The 18643-nt window shown below is 43.9% G+C and carries 18 protein-coding genes; 4 read left to right on the forward strand and 14 right to left on the reverse strand.

Annotated features, from left to right (window positions below):
• The coding region (locus O9332_RS18260; RefSeq protein WP_288026742.1) for a Uma2 family endonuclease at positions 1 to 673 on the forward strand (673 nt) is incomplete at its 5' end.
• Between the two features lie 74 nt (positions 674 to 747).
• Positions 748 to 1353 carry a cob(I)yrinic acid a,c-diamide adenosyltransferase gene (gene cobO / locus O9332_RS18265; protein ID WP_002760003.1) on the forward strand — a complete coding sequence of 202 codons (606 nt, stop codon included), beginning with the start codon at positions 748 to 750 and terminating at the stop codon, positions 1351 to 1353.
• A 220-nt stretch (positions 1354 to 1573) separates the two neighbouring features.
• Here cobO and O9332_RS18270 read toward each other — a convergent pair whose 3' ends face one another.
• The 8 genes from O9332_RS18270 to O9332_RS18305 form a co-directional block, all read right to left on the reverse strand.
• A complete protein-coding gene (locus tag O9332_RS18270; RefSeq protein WP_002760004.1) occupies positions 1574 to 2755 on the reverse strand; it encodes an aldo/keto reductase in 1182 nt (393 codons plus the stop codon).
• A gap of 196 nt (positions 2756 to 2951) precedes the next feature.
• Positions 2952 to 3716 carry a type I methionyl aminopeptidase gene (map, locus tag O9332_RS18275; protein WP_002760006.1) on the reverse strand — a complete coding sequence of 255 codons (765 nt, stop codon included), beginning with the start codon at positions 3714 to 3716 and terminating at the stop codon, positions 2952 to 2954.
• A 70-nt stretch (positions 3717 to 3786) separates the two neighbouring features.
• The gene (locus O9332_RS18280) at positions 3787 to 3972 is read right to left on the reverse strand and encodes a hypothetical protein (protein WP_196219836.1); all 186 of its coding nucleotides are present in this window, start codon (positions 3970 to 3972) and stop codon (positions 3787 to 3789) included.
• Between the two features lies 1 nt (position 3973).
• A complete protein-coding gene (gene pstB / locus O9332_RS18285; RefSeq protein WP_002760008.1) occupies positions 3974 to 4783 on the reverse strand; it encodes a phosphate ABC transporter ATP-binding protein PstB in 810 nt (269 codons plus the stop codon).
• Positions 4784 to 4794: 11 nt separating this feature from the next.
• The gene (pstA, locus tag O9332_RS18290) at positions 4795 to 5679 is read right to left on the reverse strand and encodes a phosphate ABC transporter permease PstA (RefSeq protein WP_002760009.1); all 885 of its coding nucleotides are present in this window, start codon (positions 5677 to 5679) and stop codon (positions 4795 to 4797) included.
• 4 nt (positions 5680 to 5683) lie between these two features.
• Positions 5684 to 6658 (reverse strand): phosphate ABC transporter permease subunit PstC, encoded by a 975-nt coding sequence (gene pstC, locus O9332_RS18295; protein ID WP_002760010.1) that lies wholly within the window; start codon positions 6656 to 6658, stop codon positions 5684 to 5686.
• 391 nt (positions 6659 to 7049) lie between these two features.
• Complete coding sequence (gene pstS, locus O9332_RS18300; RefSeq protein ID WP_002760012.1) at positions 7050 to 8063, reverse strand: phosphate ABC transporter substrate-binding protein PstS; 1014 nt, start codon at positions 8061 to 8063, stop codon at positions 7050 to 7052.
• Between the two features lie 641 nt (positions 8064 to 8704).
• A complete protein-coding gene (locus tag O9332_RS18305) occupies positions 8705 to 8971 on the reverse strand; it encodes a hypothetical protein (RefSeq protein WP_002760014.1) in 267 nt (88 codons plus the stop codon).
• Positions 8972 to 9279: 308 nt separating this feature from the next.
• Here O9332_RS18305 and O9332_RS18310 point away from each other — a divergent pair, with 308 nt between their 5' ends.
• Positions 9280 to 9411, forward strand: coding sequence for a hypothetical protein (locus O9332_RS18310; RefSeq protein WP_002760015.1), 132 nt, complete (start codon positions 9280 to 9282; stop codon positions 9409 to 9411).
• 74 nt (positions 9412 to 9485) lie between these two features.
• Here O9332_RS18310 and pstB (O9332_RS18315) read toward each other — a convergent pair whose 3' ends face one another.
• From pstB (O9332_RS18315) to pstS (O9332_RS18335), 5 genes are all read right to left on the reverse strand, one after another.
• Complete coding sequence (pstB, locus tag O9332_RS18315; protein WP_149976845.1) at positions 9486 to 10283, reverse strand: phosphate ABC transporter ATP-binding protein PstB; 798 nt, start codon at positions 10281 to 10283, stop codon at positions 9486 to 9488.
• Between the two features lie 98 nt (positions 10284 to 10381).
• On the reverse strand, positions 10382 to 11185 hold the full coding sequence (gene pstB, locus O9332_RS18320; protein WP_002760017.1) for a phosphate ABC transporter ATP-binding protein PstB: 804 nt from the start codon (positions 11183 to 11185) through the stop codon (positions 10382 to 10384).
• Positions 11186 to 11385: 200 nt separating this feature from the next.
• Complete coding sequence (pstA, locus tag O9332_RS18325; protein ID WP_002789476.1) at positions 11386 to 12279, reverse strand: phosphate ABC transporter permease PstA; 894 nt, start codon at positions 12277 to 12279, stop codon at positions 11386 to 11388.
• A 391-nt stretch (positions 12280 to 12670) separates the two neighbouring features.
• Positions 12671 to 13630: a phosphate ABC transporter permease subunit PstC gene (gene pstC, locus O9332_RS18330; protein ID WP_002760019.1), complete on the reverse strand. Its 960-nt coding sequence runs from the start codon at positions 13628 to 13630 to the stop codon at positions 12671 to 12673.
• A gap of 94 nt (positions 13631 to 13724) precedes the next feature.
• The gene (pstS, locus tag O9332_RS18335; protein ID WP_002760020.1) at positions 13725 to 14846 is read right to left on the reverse strand and encodes a phosphate ABC transporter substrate-binding protein PstS; all 1122 of its coding nucleotides are present in this window, start codon (positions 14844 to 14846) and stop codon (positions 13725 to 13727) included.
• 638 nt (positions 14847 to 15484) lie between these two features.
• On the opposite strand from pstS (O9332_RS18335), the gene O9332_RS18340 reads away from it, so the two are divergent.
• On the forward strand, positions 15485 to 16519 hold the full coding sequence (locus O9332_RS18340; protein WP_072926443.1) for a PstS family phosphate ABC transporter substrate-binding protein: 1035 nt from the start codon (positions 15485 to 15487) through the stop codon (positions 16517 to 16519).
• A gap of 253 nt (positions 16520 to 16772) precedes the next feature.
• Here O9332_RS18340 and O9332_RS18345 read toward each other — a convergent pair whose 3' ends face one another.
• A complete protein-coding gene (locus O9332_RS18345) occupies positions 16773 to 18314 on the reverse strand; it encodes a ferredoxin--nitrite reductase (RefSeq protein WP_002760022.1) in 1542 nt (513 codons plus the stop codon).
• Between the last annotated feature and the right edge of the window lie 329 nt (positions 18315 to 18643).

Consider the following 18643-nt stretch of genomic DNA (forward strand, 5'->3'; position numbering starts at 1 on the left):
CTATAACGAAGAACAACTGAAAAAGCGCGATTTCTGTGGTCCTGATTTTTTTGTGGTTTTAGATACAGAAAAACGTCCCCGCAAAAGTTGGGTGGTTTGGGGAGAACAGGGAAAATATCCCAATGTAATCGTCGAGATTCTTTCCGATTCTACGGCCAATATTGACCGCAATAAAAAGAAAATTCTCTACCAAAATACTTTTCGCACTCCTAATTATTTTTGGTTCGATCCTAATACCTTAGAATTGCAAGGATTTACGATACTTGAGGGACAATATCAAGCTATTTCTGCCAATGACCGGGGTTATCTATGGAGTGAACAGTTAGGATTATATTTAGGCATATTTGAGCGTAAACTGCGTTATTTTACCGCCGATGGTCAATTGGTTCCCACTCCCCAAGAAGCTGAATTACAGCAAAGACAAGCAAAAGAACAGGCTCTTTTAGAAAAAGAACAGGAACGACAGGGAAAAGAACAGGCTCTTTTAGAAAAGGAACAAGAACGACAGGGAAAAGAACAGGCTCTTTTAGAAAAAGAACAGGCTCTTTTAGAAAAAGAACAGGAACAACAGGCAAAAGAACAGGCTCTTTTAGAAAAAGAACAAGAACGACAAGCTAAGGAAAGATTAGCGGCAAAATTACGAGAATTAGGCATCAACCCCCAGACAATTTAGCCAGCTAAAATCTGCAAACAGCGATCGATAACCCCTTGAGTTACAATTATCTTGATTTGACTGGACAGACTTGAATGCAACTCACTCCCGAACAATACAAAGAAAAAATGCAGCGCCGCAAGGTCATCCAAGAGGAACGTTTAGCCGAAAAAATCGCTGAAAAAGGTTTAATTATCGTTAATACCGGCGATGGCAAGGGAAAAACCACGGCAGCCCTCGGTATGGTTTTACGTTCCCTCGGTCATGGTTACAAAGTGGCGGTGGTACAATTTATCAAAGGTGCTTGGGAACCTGCCGAACAAAAGATTTTTAGTGTTTGGGGGGAACAAATCGAGTTTTATGCAATGGGGGAAGGTTTCACCTGGGAAACCCAAGATAGAGAAAGAGATATAGAGAAAGCCGAAGAAGCATGGCAAAAAGCCCTAACTTTTCTCGAAAATCCCCAATATCAATTAATTTTACTCGATGAGATCAATATCGCCCTTAAATTCGGCTATCTGGATATTCAGGAAGTTATCGCTGGTTTAGCCCGAAAACCCGCTAATTCTCACGTTATTCTCACTGGTAGAGGAGCTTTACCCGAATTAATCGAGATAGCGGATTTAGTCACGGAAATGAAGTTAATTAAACATCCCTTTCGTCAACAGGGAGTGAAAGCGCAACCCGGCATCGAATTTTAATTAGGGTTTGCGGCAAAAAGTTTTTCGTGGGGGCAGGGTGTGGGGTGTGGGGTGTGGGGTGTAGGGTTTTACCGATTTTGAGGTAGTCAGTTACCTAATTTTCAGGGAAAAAGTATCTGAATTTTACCCCCGATCCCTCCAATGGTCGGCACTTTTTGAGGGAAAAAAAGTCTAAAAGCCTTATCCAACAAGGTTTTTAGATTTATTCAGCAAGCCCTAATTAACTACTGCTTAAGCGTTGTACCGTCTCTCCCGACAATAATCGATGAGTTTCGGCGAGAAGATAAGGAATTTTATTAGCGTGGGGACTAGCGGCTAAACAGGCAGTTAAATCGAGTTTTTCCACCTCTTTTGCCTGTTGACCGGGGAACCAATGACCCCCATTCCCCAAGAGATTGTATCTGGCCCTCGCAAAGTCGAGCATATCGTAGGCGATAGCGAGATTGCGTAACCAGAGGATAAAACGAATATTGATGTGATTGGGGGTATTTTCCCAGCTAGGTAAACCCACAGACCAAGTTTTCACCCAATTATCGCCTAAACAGTTGATCATTTCCCCTTGCAATCTCTCGATAATTGGCGGTAAAATCTCCTCGGCTCGATCGAGTAAGGGTAAAGTTTTCAGGTGTTCATCAAAATCTCTGGCTCGCGCAGCACCGATACTAAGGGTATGGACGGTCGGATGACTGAGACAGAATAGGTTATTAAAAACCATCGGACTGAGAGGAAAACAGAGAGCCACGAGCTTAGGGGGAGGATTGTAGAGATGGCCGCCCTTATCGGCGGGACTAATGATAAAAACCCCCATATCGTGCTGTTTTGCCGCTTCTATGGCTGGCCAGTTATGCTGAAAAATATAGTACCAGTGCAGATTGAGGTAATCGTAACAATTTGTTGCAATAGTCTTGACAATTACATCAGTTGGTGAATGGGTCGAGAAACCGATAAAACGAACTTTTCCCTGTTGCTGTAATTTTTTCGCCTCTTGCCAACAACCGCCCTCGGCCATAGTGTAATCGAGAATTTCAGCCGTGTTGATGCCATGGATACCCAACAAATCCACATAATCTAACCGTAAAAATTGCCTGGATTGCTCAAATTTACGGCGAAATTCCCGCACATCTTGACTAGGAGAAACTTTCGTCTGCACGATAATCTTGTCCCTCGGTAGTTGCGGCAAAATTTTGCCTAATTGCATCTCCGAAGTGCCGTAACCCCTAGCGGTTTCGATGTGATTAATCCCCACTTCCAGAGATTTATTAATGATTGCCTCTAAATTGCCTTGATTCTCGTCGGGAATTTGCGACATCGGCACATCCTGCCACTGAAATTGATAGCGCATTCCCCCACAGGAAAACACTGGCATTTGTAGATTAGTGCGACCGAAACGACGATACTGCATATATTCAGTTATCAGTTATCAGTTATCAGTTATTAGTGGGAAGTGGGGAAGTGAGGAGACCACTTCGTGCGCGTTGCGGGGGGAGAAGGGAGAGGGGTGATGGGGTTTTAGGGTTTTAGGGTTTTGGGGTATTAGTTGAAACTTCCCTATTTCCCCATTCTCCCATTCCCTATCCCCTGTTCCCCGTTCCCTAAATTTAATCGGATAAAGTGAGAATTTCGACACCGGTTTCGGTGACGGCGATGGTGTGTTCAAATTGGGCCGAAAGTTTACCATCTTTAGTAATAGCAGTCCAACCGTCTTTTAAGACAATATGTTGCCAGGTTCCCTCATTAATCATTGGTTCAATGGTGAATACCATGCCGGGGCGAATTTTTTTGCCCTTGCCACGAGTGCCGTAGTGGGGAACCTGCGGACCGGTGTGAAAAACATTACTGATACCATGACCGACAAAATCTCTAACCACCGAAAATCCTTGTCCTTCGGCATATTCTTGGATAGCCGCCCCGATATCGCCGATTTTACCCCCCGGCTGCACTGCATCTATGCCTCTTTGCAGACATTCTCTGGTAACTTCCACTAACTTTTTGGCCAGGGGGGAGGGAGTACCGACAAAGAAAGTCTGCGACGTATCGCCGTGATAACCTTCTAAAATCGGTGTGACATCGATGTTAATAATATCGCCGTCTTTGAGGATTTGATCGGCGCTGGGGATGCCGTGACAGATAACCTCGTTAATGCTAGTACAGATGGACTTAGGAAAGCCATGGTATCCTAGGGGCGCACTTTTGGCTCCATGGGCGCGAGTCCAACGTTCTGCCTCGTCATTGATTTCTAGGGTACTTACCCCCGGTTTAACCATATCGGCCAGATGGTCTAACAGTTTAGCCGCTAATCGTCCGGCTCGGCGCATTTTTTCAATTTCCCGGGGAGAGAGTAAGGTGATGGTATCGTTGCCCATGAATTATCCGACTGTTGAGAAAGATTCTTGTTACATTTCTTATCCTAGCAAAATCGGGCAGCGTTATTGTTTAGGGGGTTGGGTTATGGGAGTGGGAAGTGGGGAGATGGGTGTAGGGTGTGGGGTGTAGGGTGTGGGGTGTGGGGTGTGGGGTGTAGGGTGTGGGGTGTAGGGTGTAGGGTGTGGGGTGTGGGGAGAATAAATAAAAATAATCTCCTGTCTCCTGTCTCCTGTCTCCTATCTCCTGACAAGACAAATTAACCGAATCTACCGGCTACATAATCGCGAGTTTGTTGATTAACTGCATCGGTGAAAATTTTCTGGGTGGCATCACATTCCACCAAATGACCGACGCGGCTTTCATCGGTATTAAAAAAGGCCGTGCGATCGGATACCCTAGAGGCCTGTTGCATATTATGGGTGACAATGACGATCGTGTATTGTTGCTTCAATTCATGGATTAATTCCTCGACTTTGAGGGTAGAAAGGGGGTCTAAAGCGGAACAAGGTTCATCCATTAATAATACTTTTGGTTTTACCGCCAAAGCGCGAGCAATACACAATCTTTGTTGTTGTCCTCCCGATAATCCTAAAGCGGATTTATTCAACAGATCTTTAACTTCATTCCAAAGAGCAGCCCCTTTTAAAGCTGATTCCACAATTGCATCTAATTCACTGCGACTAGCGGAACGATAAATTCTAATACCGTAGGCAATATTATCGTAAATACTAGCAGGAAAAGGGTTAGGGCGCTGAAACACCATACCCACCTGTCGCCGTAAGGTATGAAGGTTAACTTTGGGAGCGTAGATATCTTGGCCAAAAAACCTAACTTTGCCTTTAACTGTCACCTGTCCCTCTAATTCCCCGATGCGATTGAGGGCTTTTAAGAGAGTGGATTTACCACAACCAGAGGGGCCGATCATGGCGGTTACTTGCCTTTGCGGGATTTCTAAAGAAACACCTTCCAGGGCTTTTTTGCTACCGTAGAAAAAGCTGAGATTTTCGACTTTGATCGCCGAATTAGCTAGAGACGTAGGATTGTTCATGAGAGAGGAATCGATCATAAGAAAAATGCTTAATTTGAGCGTTTACGAGTGACAAAACGGGAAAGAAGGCTAGTAATTAAAACTAAGATAATCAGGACTAAAGAAGCTGTCCAAGCCAAGGAATTTTGTTCAGGAAAGGGGGAACTAGCGTAGTTATAAATCAACACCGTTAAAGCCGGTGTGGGCGACCAAAGACTTTCTTGCCAAAATTGACTAAATAAAGCCGTAAACATTAAGGGGGCGGTTTCTCCAGCAGCCCGGGCTACTGCTAATAATATCCCGGTCATAATTGGTGCGATCGCTGCTGGCAGGACAATGCGAAATACCGTATCGAAACGGGAACCCCCCAAAGCGGAGGAACCGAGACGGTAGGACATGGGTATTAGTTTCAGCGCCTCTTCCGTGGTTAAAGCGATGATCGGCAACATAATCACCCCTAAAGCAAAGGCCCCCGCCACGGCGGAAAATTGTTTGGTAGTTAACACCAAAACCCCGAAGGAAAACACCCCGACGATAACGGAAGGGGTACTACTCAACACCACGATCGCAAAGCGCAGAATGCCGCCAATTTTGGAACCCCGAGCGAATTCCGAGAGGAAAACCCCGGTGAGAATCCCCAGAGGTATGCTGCCTAAAGCCGCTAAACCGACCATAGTTAAAGTACCCACGATCGCATTGGCAAAACCGTTGGGAACACTGGGATCAGAGCCAACTGGGGCGGGTAAAGAGGTGAAAACTTGCCCATTGAATCCGGGTAAACCTTCTTTGACAATTTGAAAGAGGATAGCGAATAAAGGCAGAATAGCGATAGCACTAAGAGCGATCGCTAAACCCGTGAGACCGTTGGTAAAAAAATGTCGCCAGGGTGACAGGGGTTGCTGTAAATCTTCTTCGGGAAAAGCTCCTTGGCTCATAAAATTAACGATTGCGGTTGATAAACTGTACTAATAAAGCCGCTACACTATTGACGGCCAAGGTAATAACAAATAGAATCAAAGCTAAATACATCAAAGCTCCGATGTGGATTTTTTCAAAAGCTTCTGGGAAGGTATTAGCTAGTACGGCGGGAATAGTATAACCGGGGGCCAAGAGGGAGGGAGTAATAATCGAGGAGTTACCGATTACCATGGCCACCGCCATAGTTTCCCCTAAAGCGCGCCCTAAACCGAGGATAATCGCCCCGACAATGCCAGAACTCGCCGCCGGCAACAACACGCGCCAGATGGTTTCCCAACGAGTGGCACCTAGGGCCATGGAGGCGCTGCGTAATTCGGGGGGGACGGTAAGCAGCACATCGCGACTGATAGCGGAAATAGTCGGCACGATCATAATGGCCAGGATCACACCAGCGATCAGCATACTTGGTCCCAAAGGTTGGGTATTAAACAAAGGGAACCAAGCAAAATTTTGAAATAACCATTCTTGCAGGGGTTTAAGCACGGGAATTAGCACGAAAATCCCCCATAAACCGATAATTACACTGGGAATCGAGGCAATTAATTCCACCAAAAAACCTATGGGATAACGGACACTTGCCGGCAAATAATTCTCGCTAGTGGTTAAAGCAACGGCGACACTGAGGGGAATAGCTAATAAAAGAGCCAGAATCGAGGAAACGATCGAACCGAAAATAAAGGGTAAACCACCAAATTTGAGGACGTTAACATCCCAAGTGGTTCCCCAGAGAAATCCCCAACCGAATTCATTGATCGCCGGCCGCGCATCCTGAAAAACAATCCAGGCCATCCAGAGCAGAAAAATTAAACCAGAGGCGGCACAAATCCAGACTAGGAGCGTAAAAATGCGATCAAATAAACCGGCAGTGCCGGGGTTTTCGTTAAGATTGGCTGCTGAAAGATCAAAAGACTCAACAGGTTCAGAAAAATTGGCCATAAAGTAGAGAGCGATTACCAGTTATCAGTTGTTGAAAACGCAACTGTAGGGGCTGAACAATGTTCAGCCCACAGAAAAGAAATACTTGCAGTTATTAGTTATGAGGTTAACTGGTGACTTTTTTCCATTTTACTGGAAAGTGGTGACAATCAAGCCCAAACTAATACAAAAGTATTTAGGTTTGCTGAAAAAGTACGGGCGAAGCATTCGGTTAGAAAATCTCCGGTTTCACCGATAGGTTATTGCCCGAATGCTTCGCCCCTACAGGACGCGGGCCGATGAAGACACAAGGTTTTGAACGACGATTCTCTCAAAATTTGCACCTGTTTCGCGAGAAAAGCCACAAAACCCTTACCTTACCTACATTTCACATTTATTCAGCAAACCCTATTTATTTAATTTTGTTAACTTCGGCTAAAACTTTTTGAGTCACCGATTGAGGAATCCGGGTAAATTCCAATTGATTGTTAATACCTTGACCGGTGGTGAGAATCCAAGTCAACAGTCTTTTAATTTCCGCCGCTTTTTTGTTATCAGCGTAGTCTTTCGGTACTAATAACCAAGTAATCCCGACGATCGGATAACCACTGCTCGGATCATCTACATTAGCGGTAAAATCAGCGTTAAATTTCACCCCTTCCATCGCCTTGTTAGCTTGAGCGAGACTGGGTTCGACAAATTGACCGGCTTTATTTTGAATTCTGGCGGTTCTCATGGTTGCCCCTTCGTTTTTGCGGGCAAAGGTATCTTGAACGTAACCAATCGAGCCTTCTGTTTGTTTAACCAGGGCCGCCACACCATCATTTTTCGGTCCCTTGAGAACGGTAAAACCCCAGTTAGGTTCTTTGCTGGTTCCCACTTTACTTTTGAAAGAAGGACTAATAGCGCTCAGGTGAGAGGTAAAAATCTCCGTAGTACCGCTACCATCAGCCCTAACCACTACTTTAATCGGTCGGTCGGGCAGTTTCGGATCTACTTGTTTCCAGTTGGTGATCTCGCCACTGAAGATTTTACCGAGGTTAGCCCTGGAAATTTGCAGGTTATTTACCCCGGGCAGATTATAAACCACGGCGACGGCTCCTCCGGCGGTGGGAACTAGCAGTAAACCGTTTTTCATCTGGCTTTTTTCCGAGGAGGAAGGAGCGGCATCAGAAGCCCCAAAATCGACGGTTCCGGCGATAAATTGCCGGACACCAGCACCGCTACCGACGGAATTATAGTTAACGGTGACACCGGTGGCGTTTTTATAGTCGGCAAAATAACGCTGGTATAGGGGCGCGGGAAAGGATGCTCCTGCACCGTTCAGGGTTTGGGCGAAAGCTTCTCCCATCGTCCCTGCTAAGGCCGCTGCCGTGGCGAAGGAGACAGCACACACACGAGTTAGGGTAGCAGTTGAGAATATCATAAATTTTCTGGTTGAAGAATCCTGCACAATTGGGAAAGTTGAACTTTCTTCAAAATATAGTTTAAGGCATAAATATTACTTTTAAATCTAGAAATATTGGAGATTTTTTTGGTTAAGATTTGGTAAAATTTCGGTTAAGTTTGATTTAAAAAATTCACAGCTTTTGGCAACAATTTAGTTAGACCGATCAAGACAAAAATCTATTGTATCTATTCAAGGATGAAATCTTAATTTAAACCATCTGTTGGGGAGAAATTGCCCGGATAAAGCTTTTTATCTAGAGCAGGCTGAATAAATCTAAAAACCTTGTTGGATAAGACTTTTAGACTTTTTCCCATCAAAAAGTGCCGATCTTGGAAGTGATCTTGGGGAAATTTAGGCACTTTTTCCCTGAACATTAGGTAATTGACCACCTGATACTAAATCCGTTGAGTATAGGTTACTTATCAGGACAGGCACTCATGCAACAGGCAAGAGGCAAAAGGGTGAATAAATAATCAGTTTTTAATAACCGGATTTAGTATAAAAATGGGTAAAACCCCACACCCTGCACCCACGAAAAACTTTTTCAGCAGACCCTAATTAGGGTTGATCAAGCTTTTTGCCGGTGATTTGGCTAATATATACCCGTTGGCTAATCTTTACTCCTGATCTGGGGATTGTCCGAAAAGATGCTCTACAATTCGCTTAACTTCTGTACGGATGCCGGTGACTTCGTTGCGGAAAAACTGTCGATCGCTCTCAGCTTGAGTGATAAATTGATTTAAGCGCTCGTTGGTTCGTTCAAGACTCCCTGCTATTGTCCTAACTTCACGGGTTAGCTGTGCTATATCTTCTCGATTCTGTTGCGTGAGGACAACGGTAGCCTGTAGTATGCTCTCGATCCGTTCTAATCTTTCATCCGTCATCGGTTACAATCCCTTTAGCGCTTTTTATCGGTCTCTCTACTTAGAATTATATAGGGCTTGCTGAATAAATCTAAAAACCTTGTTGGCATAGTTGGCATAGAAGGCGTGTTTAGTCTTAGCCATCTCAAACAAACTAAAGTCGATCAAGAAGCAATAAAAGAAGGTAGAGAAGAAGGTCAACAACGGGGAAAATTACCAGCAAAATTTAGATTATATTACCCTCGCTACTGCCTTAGACTTAGACAGGGAAAGGGGGCGAGAAGTTCCCGAAAACTGCCGTCAAAATCTCTCCGTAATCGGGCAATTTTATGAAACTAATTCTCTCCGTCCTGATGACTCTTTTTATCTTTGGTTTTGCTATTCGTTTATTGGCTCTGATTGGTTTCCCTATGATACTTTTAACTATTAGTGCCAAAGGTTTTCGCAATCAGTTAAGTTAATCGTTTTTCAATCATTCCCTGGGGAAAAAATTAATCTATCCCGGGGTCGTGAACAACGATTAATTATTAATCCTTTAACCAAAACGACCGCTAACATAATCTCTAGTGGACTCTTGAGCGGGATTTTGAAAGATTACCTCGGTGCGATCATATTCCACTAAATAGCCCACTTTACCGCCTTTTGGGGTCGGTTCAGCATTATAAAAAGCCGTTAAATCAGAAACCCGCGACGCTTGTTGCATATTATGAGTAACAATAACTATAGTATATTGGGTTTTCAATTCGTGAATTAATTCCTCAATTTTTAGAGTAGAAATCGGATCGAGTGCCGCACAGGGTTCATCCATTAAAACAACTTCCGGTTTAACCGCAATAGCGCGGGCAATACATAACCTTTGTTGTTGTCCCCCCGATAAAGCTAAACCACTTTCTTTGAGTTTATCTTTAACATCATCCCAGAGAACGGCTTTTTTTAAAGATTCTTCCACTAATTGATCCATATCACCGATGTAACCATTTAAGCGCGCCCCAAAAGCGATATTTTCATAGATAGATTTAGGAAAAGGATTCGGTTTCTGAAAAACCATACCAATACGACTGCGTAACCCGATAGGATTAACGGAATTACCATAAATATCTTGACCGCGAAAGGTAACTTTTCCCTCAATTTTGGCACTTTTAACCAGATCATTCATGCGATTAAAACAGCGTAAAACTGTACTTTTTCCGCAGCCAGAGGGACCGATAAAAGCGATCGCTTTTTTCTCAGGAATATCAAGGTTAACATCACGAACAGCAAGATTAGAACCATAGTAAACGTTTAAGTTTTTGGTTCTCAAAACTGCATCGGTGACAACATCTTTACTATACATAATTTTCAAAGGAATAGGTGTTGGGGAAAAAGGAAAAGGGAGACGAGGAGAGGGAAGAAAAAAGCTGATAACTGATAACTGATAACTGATAACTGAATTTAGCCAAAACGTCCACTAACATAATCTTTAGTTGCTTGTTCTTGAGGATCACCGAAGATTTTGTCCGTATGATCAAACTCGACTAGATAACCAATTTTGCCACCTTTATCGGTGGCTTCAGCGTTATAAAAAGCCGTTAAATCTGCTACTCTTGTGGCTTGTTGCATATTGTGAGTAACAATAATAATCGTGTAACGTTCTTTTAATTCGTGCATTAATTCCTCAACTTTTAAAGTTGAAATCGGATCGAGTGCCGAACAGGGTTCATCCATTAATAATACTTCTGGTTGAGCGGCAATAGCGCGAGCAATACATAATCTTTGTTGTTGTCCCCCCGACAGGGAAAAACCGCTTTCTTTCAGTTTATCTTTTACTTCTTCCCAGAGAGCAGCCCGACGCAGGGAAGTTTCTACTAATTCATCCAAATCGCCTTTATAACCATTTAAGCGCGCTCCGTAAACCACATTATCATAAATGGATTTGGGAAAAGGATTAGGGCGCTGGAACACCATACCAATGTATTTTCTTACTTCGACAGGATCCACCTCTTGAGAGTAAATATCTTGGTTATGATAAAAAACTTTGCCGTCAATACGAAAACCGTGAATTAAATCATTGAGACGATTAAAACACCTGAGAATGGTACTTTTTCCACAGCCAGAGGGTCCGATAAAAGCGGTGACTTTATTTTTGGGAATATCGATCGAAACGTCTCGTACTGCCCGATAATTACCATAGTAAATATCAGCCTTATCGACCTTTAAAACGGTTCCTGTAGAATGGGGGTTAGAGTTAGTTAGCATAAATTATTTACCTTGAGTTTGGCTAATTGAGGAATTGGAAAGATAGGTGGATTTTTACTTAAATATCCCTTTTTGCTTTTCACTTTTTCCCTGACTTAAGTAGAGAGGCACAATTATTTGTAGGATGGGTTAGAGGTAGCGTAAACTATGCGGGCGTTGGGTTTCATGCTTCAACTCAACCTACGTTCTTTTTCCTTGACTTAATAGGTTTTCTGGCGCGTGGCTAAACGGGATAAAATGTTAGTTAACAACACCAAAAGCACCAGAATTAAAGCACCTGCCCAAGCTAATTGCTGTTGGGGGGCAAAAGGGGCAGTAGCAAAGTTGAAAACTAAGACCGAAAGGGTGGCAATCGGTTCAAAGACACCCCGGGGCCAAAAGTTAGAGAATAATGCCGTAAAAATTAAGGAGGCGGTTTCCCCGGCAGCCCTAGCAATTGCTAAAGTCACACCGGTTAAAATAGCGGGAACTGCGGCAGGAAGGACGATTTTTAGGACGGTTTGGTAGTTATAGGCCCCTAAACCCATGGCCGCCCAGCGGATGTCTTGGGGAACGATTTTTAAAGCCTCATCGGTGGTTCTAATAATAGTGGGTAACATTAACACCGCTAAACCGATCGAACCAGCCAGGGCAGAAAAGCCTAAAAGGGCTGTTCCTTCGCCAAATAAGGGGGCAACTAGCAAACCGTAGGCGAAAACCCCGACAATAATCGAAGGGACACCCGCTAGAACGTTGGTAGCAAAGCGCACACCCTGGGCAAGTTTGTTATCACCGCTAAATTCCGAGAGATAAACCGCCGCTAAAACGCCAATGGGAACTGCGATCGCTGTGGCCAGGGCGACGACGATAATTGTCCCTAAAATGGCGTTAGCGATGCCTCCTCCTCCTAACCCCGGCGGTGGCGGTAATTTGGTAAAGAGATTGGCGTTTAAACGGCCCACCCCTTGCACAAAAACGAAGCCTAGGACGGCAAAGAGGGGAATCACGGTGACGGCTAAACATAAAGCCGAGAGAACGGTCATAATTGTCCCCAATAGCGATCGAGGACTACTCGGTTTCTTTTTGAGATTATTGCCTAAATTCGCACTATCCATATCAGTTATCAGTTATCAGTTATCAGTAATCAGTGAACAGTAAGTAGGTAGGTGTTAAAAGTTGTCAGACACCCCCCTTATCAAGGGGGGATTAAGGGTAGGGTTGATTCATGAATCAACCCTACTATGAATCAAGCCTAGGATTAAGGGGGGATTAAGGGAGGATCGAAGCTAAAATCCATTTTTAATTTAATTATAACCAGCTACTTAAACAGTAATCAGTTATCAGTAATCAGTGAACAGTAATCAGTTATCAGTGATTAGTAAACAGTGAAAAGTGAAAAGACAGCAGTAAACTGCCATTTGATGATGAACACTTAATACAAACTGCTCACTTAATACTCAAAACTTAAAACTCAAAACTGATAACTGATAACTGACGACCGACGGCTTAATACTTAGCTTTGACGCGATTAACGATTAATTCTGCGAAGATATTGACTACTAGGGTCAAAACCAAGAGAACAAAACCCGCATACATTAAAGCTGATACTTGCATTCCCGATGCTTCGGCGAATTGGTTAGCCAATAAGGAAGCGATCGTGTTAGCAGGGGCGAGAATAGAGGCACTAATGCGGTTAGAATTGCCGATAATCATCGTTACTGCCATGGTTTCCCCTAAAGCGCGCCCTAAAGCTAACATAATCCCCCCAACAATCCCAGAAAAAGCGGCAGGAATTAAGACCCGAAAAATCGTTTCCCAACGGGTGGCCCCCAAACCTAGGGAAGCTTGCCGCAAATCCGGCGGTAAAGCGGCCAAAGAGTCACGAGAGATAGCGATAATAATCGGCAGGATCATAATTGCTAAAATAACCCCCGCCGGTAACATTCCAGGACCCCCTAAAGGAGTACTAAACAGAGGAATCCAACTAAAATTAGCATTTAACCAGTTACCAAGGGGTCTGAGGATAGGAATCAATACAAAGATACCCCATAATCCGTAAACAACACTGGGAATAGCGGCCAAAAGTTGTACGAGAAAAACCAAAATTGTCCGCGCATTTAAGGGGATAAAATCTTCGCTTAAAAAAATGGCTGAACCGATGCCGAGGGGAACAGCAATCAGGAGGGCAATCAGAGAACTAACGAGAGTTCCGTAGATAACGGGCAGAACTCCGAATTCTTCGCGACCGCGCACGGGATTCCAAGCACTACTGGTCAAAAATCCCAGACCAAAGGTTTGAATCGCCGGTAAAGCCCGAATAAAAATCACTAGGGCAATTAGGAGCAAAATTACCCCAATAGCGATGGCAAAGGCGGTAGTTAATCCAACAAAGCCTTTATCGAGGATTTTTTCCGATTCTGGACGTTCTTTAAAATTTGAGTCGGGTGAAACTGTGGGCGCACTCATGATTAGGGTTTAAATCCAGCTAGTTTGCGGTAGCTAAGGTCGAAATTGGCCTTTCTCCACTATTATTGTAACTTTGAATACATTTTTTCGGCTACTAATCCACATTGATTGTGTAATCGGGATAGATGACATCGGCAGCGGCGGCTACTCGTTCGCGGACGTTTTTCGGTAGGGGAATATAACCAAGGGCGGCGGACTGTTCCTGTCCCTGATTAAGTCCAAATTCGATCATCGCCTCCATAGCTAAAGCTTTTTGGGGATCGTTGTATTTTTTATAAACCAACATCCAACTATAGGTGACAATGGGGTAGGAATTTTCCCCCGGGGGATCAACGATAAAAGCCCGCAGATTTTCGGGTAATTCCACCGTGGCTAAGGTGGCAGCGGCGTTAGTTTCATTGGGGATAACAAATTGACCGGCTTGGTTTTGTAAAGTGGCCATGGGCAGCTTATTATTTTTAGCGAAACCGTACTCGATATAGCCAATCGAGCCTTGATTTTGTTGAATTAGGGCAGTTACACCTTCATTTCCTCTACCGCCGAGAAATTTACCTTTTTTGGTCGGCCATTGTACGGCTTTTCCTTCACCGATACTTTTTTTCCATTCGGGACTAACGGCGCTTAAAAACTTAGTAAAAACTCCCGTCGTCCCGCTACCGTCTGCCCGGTGAACTACGGTAATTTCTTCATTGGGTAGTTTTAAATCGGGGTTATCGGCGGCGATTTTGGCATCGTTCCAACGGGTAATCGTGCCTAAAAAGATGCCTATATATGCTTCCCTACTTAGTTTCAGCCCTTCTACTCCGGGCAAATTATAAGCCATAACGATGCTTCCCGCCGTCATCGGTAACAGTAACACCCCGCGGCTAACTCTGGCCATATCCTCGTCACTCATGGCCACATCGGAAGCGCCAAAATCGATCGTACCTTGGATAAATTGTTCGACTCCCGCCCCGCTACCGGTAGATTGATAGTTAATTAGTAGTTTGGAAAGTATTTGATTGATGGTGACAAACCAGTTTTGATATAGGGGTGCAGGAAAAGAAGCGCCCGCACCATTGAGGGCGACCTCTCCCTTTAGGGGAACTTGGGCGATTCTATTGTCCCCTTCTGTGCTAGTTCCCGGCGTATCGCCGCCACCACAAGCGGTTAAAGTCGCTGTTAAAGTCGCTAGGGATAAGGCTGTTAGTAAATTGGTCTTGTTTCTGCTGGGCATAGGATTAATTTTGAGCCGTAAACTGCCTTAAATTTTACGCTAAAAGTTACCACTGCTTGGTAAAGAATAGGTTAAGAAGTGAATAAAAAAACATAATGTATTGTCAAGAAAAGTTTTCTCGATAACTAGACAAAAATCTCAACTTCTTTTACTATTTATTTTGACTAAACATTAGTTTTAAGTAGGGAGGCACAATTATTTTTAGGATGGGTTAACGGTAGCGTAACCCATGCAGGCGTTGGGTTTCATGCTTCAACCCAACCTACGTTCTTCTTTTACTATTTGTTTTGACTAAACATTAGTTTTAAGTAGGGAGGCACAATTATTTGTAGGATGGGTTAGCGGTAGCGTAACCCATGCGGGCGTTGGGTTTCATGCTTCAACCCAACCTACGTTCTTCTTTTACTATTTATTTTGACTAAACATTAGTTTTAAGTCGCAGGTAAGGCCGCTAACTTTTCCAGTTTAGATTAGGTTTTTCTCTTTCCTTACCATTGTAGTGACGTAAAAACAACAAAGAAAAGATTAAGGTTTTTAGTCATCATCCCTCAGCTTTTTTCTCCCCACTTCCCCACTTCCCCACTGATAACTGAAAAGTCTCCCCAATACCCGTTTTTACTTTCTCCTTGTTGACACCTATGCTAGAAATTTTTACTCAGCTATCTCGTCCGACCAAAGTAGTCGCAACCATACTAGGAACTGCCCTAATTTTACCCGCCTGTGCCAATATTAATCCTCAAGACCTAAAACCAATTAAAATCGATGGTTCGAGTACCGTAGCACCAATTACCGATAAAGTTCTCGAAGATTTTAAAGCTAATACCCCTAACAAAGTTTTGGCTGATGTTAAAATTGACGCTAATATTTCAGGAACCGGCGGTGGTTTTAGAAAATTTTGTGCGGGAGAAACCGATATTAATAATGCTTCTCGGCCAATTTCTGTGGAAGAATTAAAAGAATGTGATGCTAATAAGGTAAGATTTATCGAACTACCGATCGCTTTTGATGCTTTAACCGTGGTAGTCAATCCCCAAAATAACTGGGTTGATGATATTTCCACCACAGAATTGAGAACTATTTGGGAACCAGCGGCCGAGAATAAAATCAAACGTTGGAATCAAATTAATCCCGCTTGGCCCGACCAACCGATTACCCTTCACGGACCAGGTAAAGACTCCGGAACCTACGATTTTTTTAGTGAGGTAATTAACGGCAAAGATGCCAGCCGTGGGGACTTTAATTTTAGTGAAGATGACCAAGCTTTAGTTAATGCCGTCAGTCAAGATGCCAACGCTTTAGGCTATTTTGGCCATGCTTACTATGAACAAAATCGGGATAAATTAAAAGCTTTGAAAGTTAACGGTATTGAACCAACTCGCAGCAATGTCGAGGATAGTAAATATCAGCCTTTATCTCGTCCTTTGTTTATTTATGTTAATGCCCAAAAAGCCCAAGAGAATCCCGCTTTAGAGAAATTTGTCGAACATTATCTCGATCGAGTTCCCAATTTATTAGATAGTATTGGTTATATTCCCCTACCGGATGAGGCCTATCATTTGGCAAGGGTACAGTTGCAAAAATTTGAGGTAGGAACGGTTTTTGATGGCAGACCCCAACCCAATTTAACCATCGGGGAATTACTTCGTAAACAAGCCCAATTTGAAGCTAAGTAACGATTCCCATCTGATACTAAATCCGTTGAGTATAGGCTACATATCAGGACAGGCACTCCTGCAAGGGGAGTGACTCTTAAATTATTACAGATGCGTCAGCAGCTGCGTGTAAGCATCCCACCGAAAAACTAATGCGCTCCGGGGTTTGGGGGCGGCGCCACGCCCCCAACGGGGGGTTTGGGTAGGGTTGATTCATGAATCAACCCTACTATGAATCAACCCTACCCATTCAGCGTATCAATAAACTTGTCAATTAACCTTTCGGTGTCGCCCCAAATTGCTCGATGAGGATAGAGGTTAACACCGATTTTAGGTCCTCACAGGGAATCCCTTTTTGTACACAGCTGCCTAGGTGAGCATCTTTACCCACTTTACCCCCCATGTAGAGGTCAACTCCCTCCACGGTTTTGCCGTCTTTGCGCGCTTTTGTCCCCATCAAACCGATATCGGCCACTTGGGGTTGTCCGCAGGAGTTAGGGCAACCAGTCCAATGAATCCGCACACCCCGGGGGATATTTAATTCGGCATCTAACTGACGAATCAAGTCCACAGCCTTATTTTTGGTTTCAATCAGGGCAAAATTGCAGAATTGCGCCCCCGTGCAGGAAACGAGCGCTCGTTGTAAAGGAGTGGGATTGGGGGTAAACTTAGCCAGTAAAGGCTCGGTTAAAAGAGTCGCCATATTTTCAGCCGCTATATTGGGAATAATCACGTTTTGTTCCACGGTTAAACGCAATTCTCCGCTACCATACACTTCGGCAATCCGGGCTAAATCGAACATATCATCGGCAAATAGACGACCAACGGGAATACAAAGACCGACATAGCTCAATCCCTCCTGTTTTTGGGGGAAAACTCCTAAATGATCCCGTTTTTCCCAGTCGATTGCGTCTTTTTCGGCAGCCGTTGCCAAGGCATAACCTAAGTGATTAGCCACCCGCGTGCGGAATTCCTCGATTCCCCACTCATCAATTAACCACATTAAACGGGATTTTTGACGATTGGCGCGCAATCCATTGTCGCGGTAAACTTCCAAAATTCCTCGGCATAAATCCACCACTTCCTGATTCGGTCTCACCCAAACATTCATAGGAATTGCCGCTTCACAGCGTTTAGCCGAGAAAAAGCCACCCACCACGACATTAAAGCCTAATTCTCCCTCTTTATAGGCAGGAACAAAGGCAATATCGTTAATTTCCGCATGAACCGAGTTATCGCGTCCCCCCTCGATGGCAATATTAAATTTGCGGGGCAGATTGCTAAATTGATAATTACCTTGACCGCAGTTGGTAATCATATCTTGGACTTTTTGGACTAATTCCCTGGTATCAATTAATTCATCCGCGTCTAGTCCCGCCATGGGTGAACCGGTAATATTTCTGACATTATCCATGCCCGATTGTACCGAAGTCATACCCACGGATTTTAGTCGTTGGAAAATATCAGGAATATCTTCGATACGAATACCGCGTAATTGTAGGTTTTGACGAGTGGTAATATCGGCATTACCATCATCGCCGTAACGCTGCACGATTTCCCCTAAAACGCGCATTTGCTCACCGCTAATAATGCCGTTAGGAACCCGCAAACGCATCATGAATTTACCCGGGGTGACGGGACGATAAAAAACCCCCACCCATTTTAAGCGATATTCTAAATCGGTTTTATCCATCGCTTCCCAACCGATTTGGGCAAAATGATCTAGTTCATCTTTAATGGCTAATCCGTCTTTTTCGGCTTTAAATTTCTCGAATTTATTGAGAGTTGTTCCATCTTTTTCAGGTGCTTGTACCACGAATCTATCTCCTTTTGGTTTGTGGGTGTAATTGTTCTAGTTGGTGCGGGTTAGAAATGAAGAAATCGGGATTTAACAATAAGTATTCTTTAAAATACCGTCGTCATTAGCAAAAATTTAGTAATTTACCTAGTCTCTATTTGTTATTTAATTCTTTTTAACTTGGATAATTTTGTATTGTTTGTAACAGAAATCCGTTAACCATCGTGTTTAAGGATTTATATCATGCAGTAAGTGCATTGAGATGGGGTGTGGGGTGTGGGGTGTGGGGTGTGGGGTGTGGGGTGTGGGGTGTGGGGTGTGGGGTGTGGGGTGTGGGGTGAGATCGG

The sequence above is a fragment of the Microcystis sp. LE19-10.1B genome, assembly GCF_027530565.1.
In the GTDB taxonomy this organism is placed as follows: domain Bacteria; phylum Cyanobacteriota; class Cyanobacteriia; order Cyanobacteriales; family Microcystaceae; genus Microcystis; species Microcystis aeruginosa.

What these genes read in the sequence shown, in the direction of transcription:
- pstA (WP_002789476.1), bottom strand. Translation starts at nt 12,279, where the DNA reads ATGGATAGTGCGAATTTAGGCAATAATCTCAAAAAGAAACCGAGTAGT.
- pstS (WP_002760020.1), bottom strand. Translation starts at nt 14,846, where the DNA reads ATGCCCAGCAGAAACAAGACCAATTTACTAACAGCCTTATCCCTAGCG.
- O9332_RS18270 (WP_002760004.1), bottom strand. Translation starts at nt 2,755, where the DNA reads ATGCAGTATCGTCGTTTCGGTCGCACTAATCTACAAATGCCAGTGTTT.
- map (WP_002760006.1), bottom strand. Translation starts at nt 3,716, where the DNA reads ATGGGCAACGATACCATCACCTTACTCTCTCCCCGGGAAATTGAAAAA.
- pstA (WP_002760009.1), bottom strand. Translation starts at nt 5,679, where the DNA reads ATGAGCCAAGGAGCTTTTCCCGAAGAAGATTTACAGCAACCCCTGTCA.
- pstC (WP_002760019.1), bottom strand. Translation starts at nt 13,630, where the DNA reads ATGAGTGCGCCCACAGTTTCACCCGACTCAAATTTTAAAGAACGTCCA.
- pstB (WP_002760008.1), bottom strand. Translation starts at nt 4,783, where the DNA reads ATGATCGATTCCTCTCTCATGAACAATCCTACGTCTCTAGCTAATTCG.
- O9332_RS18340 (WP_072926443.1), top strand. Translation starts at nt 15,485, where the DNA reads ATGCTAGAAATTTTTACTCAGCTATCTCGTCCGACCAAAGTAGTCGCA.
- O9332_RS18305 (WP_002760014.1), bottom strand. Translation starts at nt 8,971, where the DNA reads ATGACGGATGAAAGATTAGAACGGATCGAGAGCATACTACAGGCTACC.
- cobO (WP_002760003.1), top strand. Translation starts at nt 748, where the DNA reads ATGCAACTCACTCCCGAACAATACAAAGAAAAAATGCAGCGCCGCAAG.
- O9332_RS18310 (WP_002760015.1), top strand. Translation starts at nt 9,280, where the DNA reads ATGAAACTAATTCTCTCCGTCCTGATGACTCTTTTTATCTTTGGTTTT.
- pstS (WP_002760012.1), bottom strand. Translation starts at nt 8,063, where the DNA reads ATGATATTCTCAACTGCTACCCTAACTCGTGTGTGTGCTGTCTCCTTC.
- pstB (WP_149976845.1), bottom strand. Translation starts at nt 10,283, where the DNA reads ATGTATAGTAAAGATGTTGTCACCGATGCAGTTTTGAGAACCAAAAAC.
- pstB (WP_002760017.1), bottom strand. Translation starts at nt 11,185, where the DNA reads ATGCTAACTAACTCTAACCCCCATTCTACAGGAACCGTTTTAAAGGTC.
- pstC (WP_002760010.1), bottom strand. Translation starts at nt 6,658, where the DNA reads ATGGCCAATTTTTCTGAACCTGTTGAGTCTTTTGATCTTTCAGCAGCC.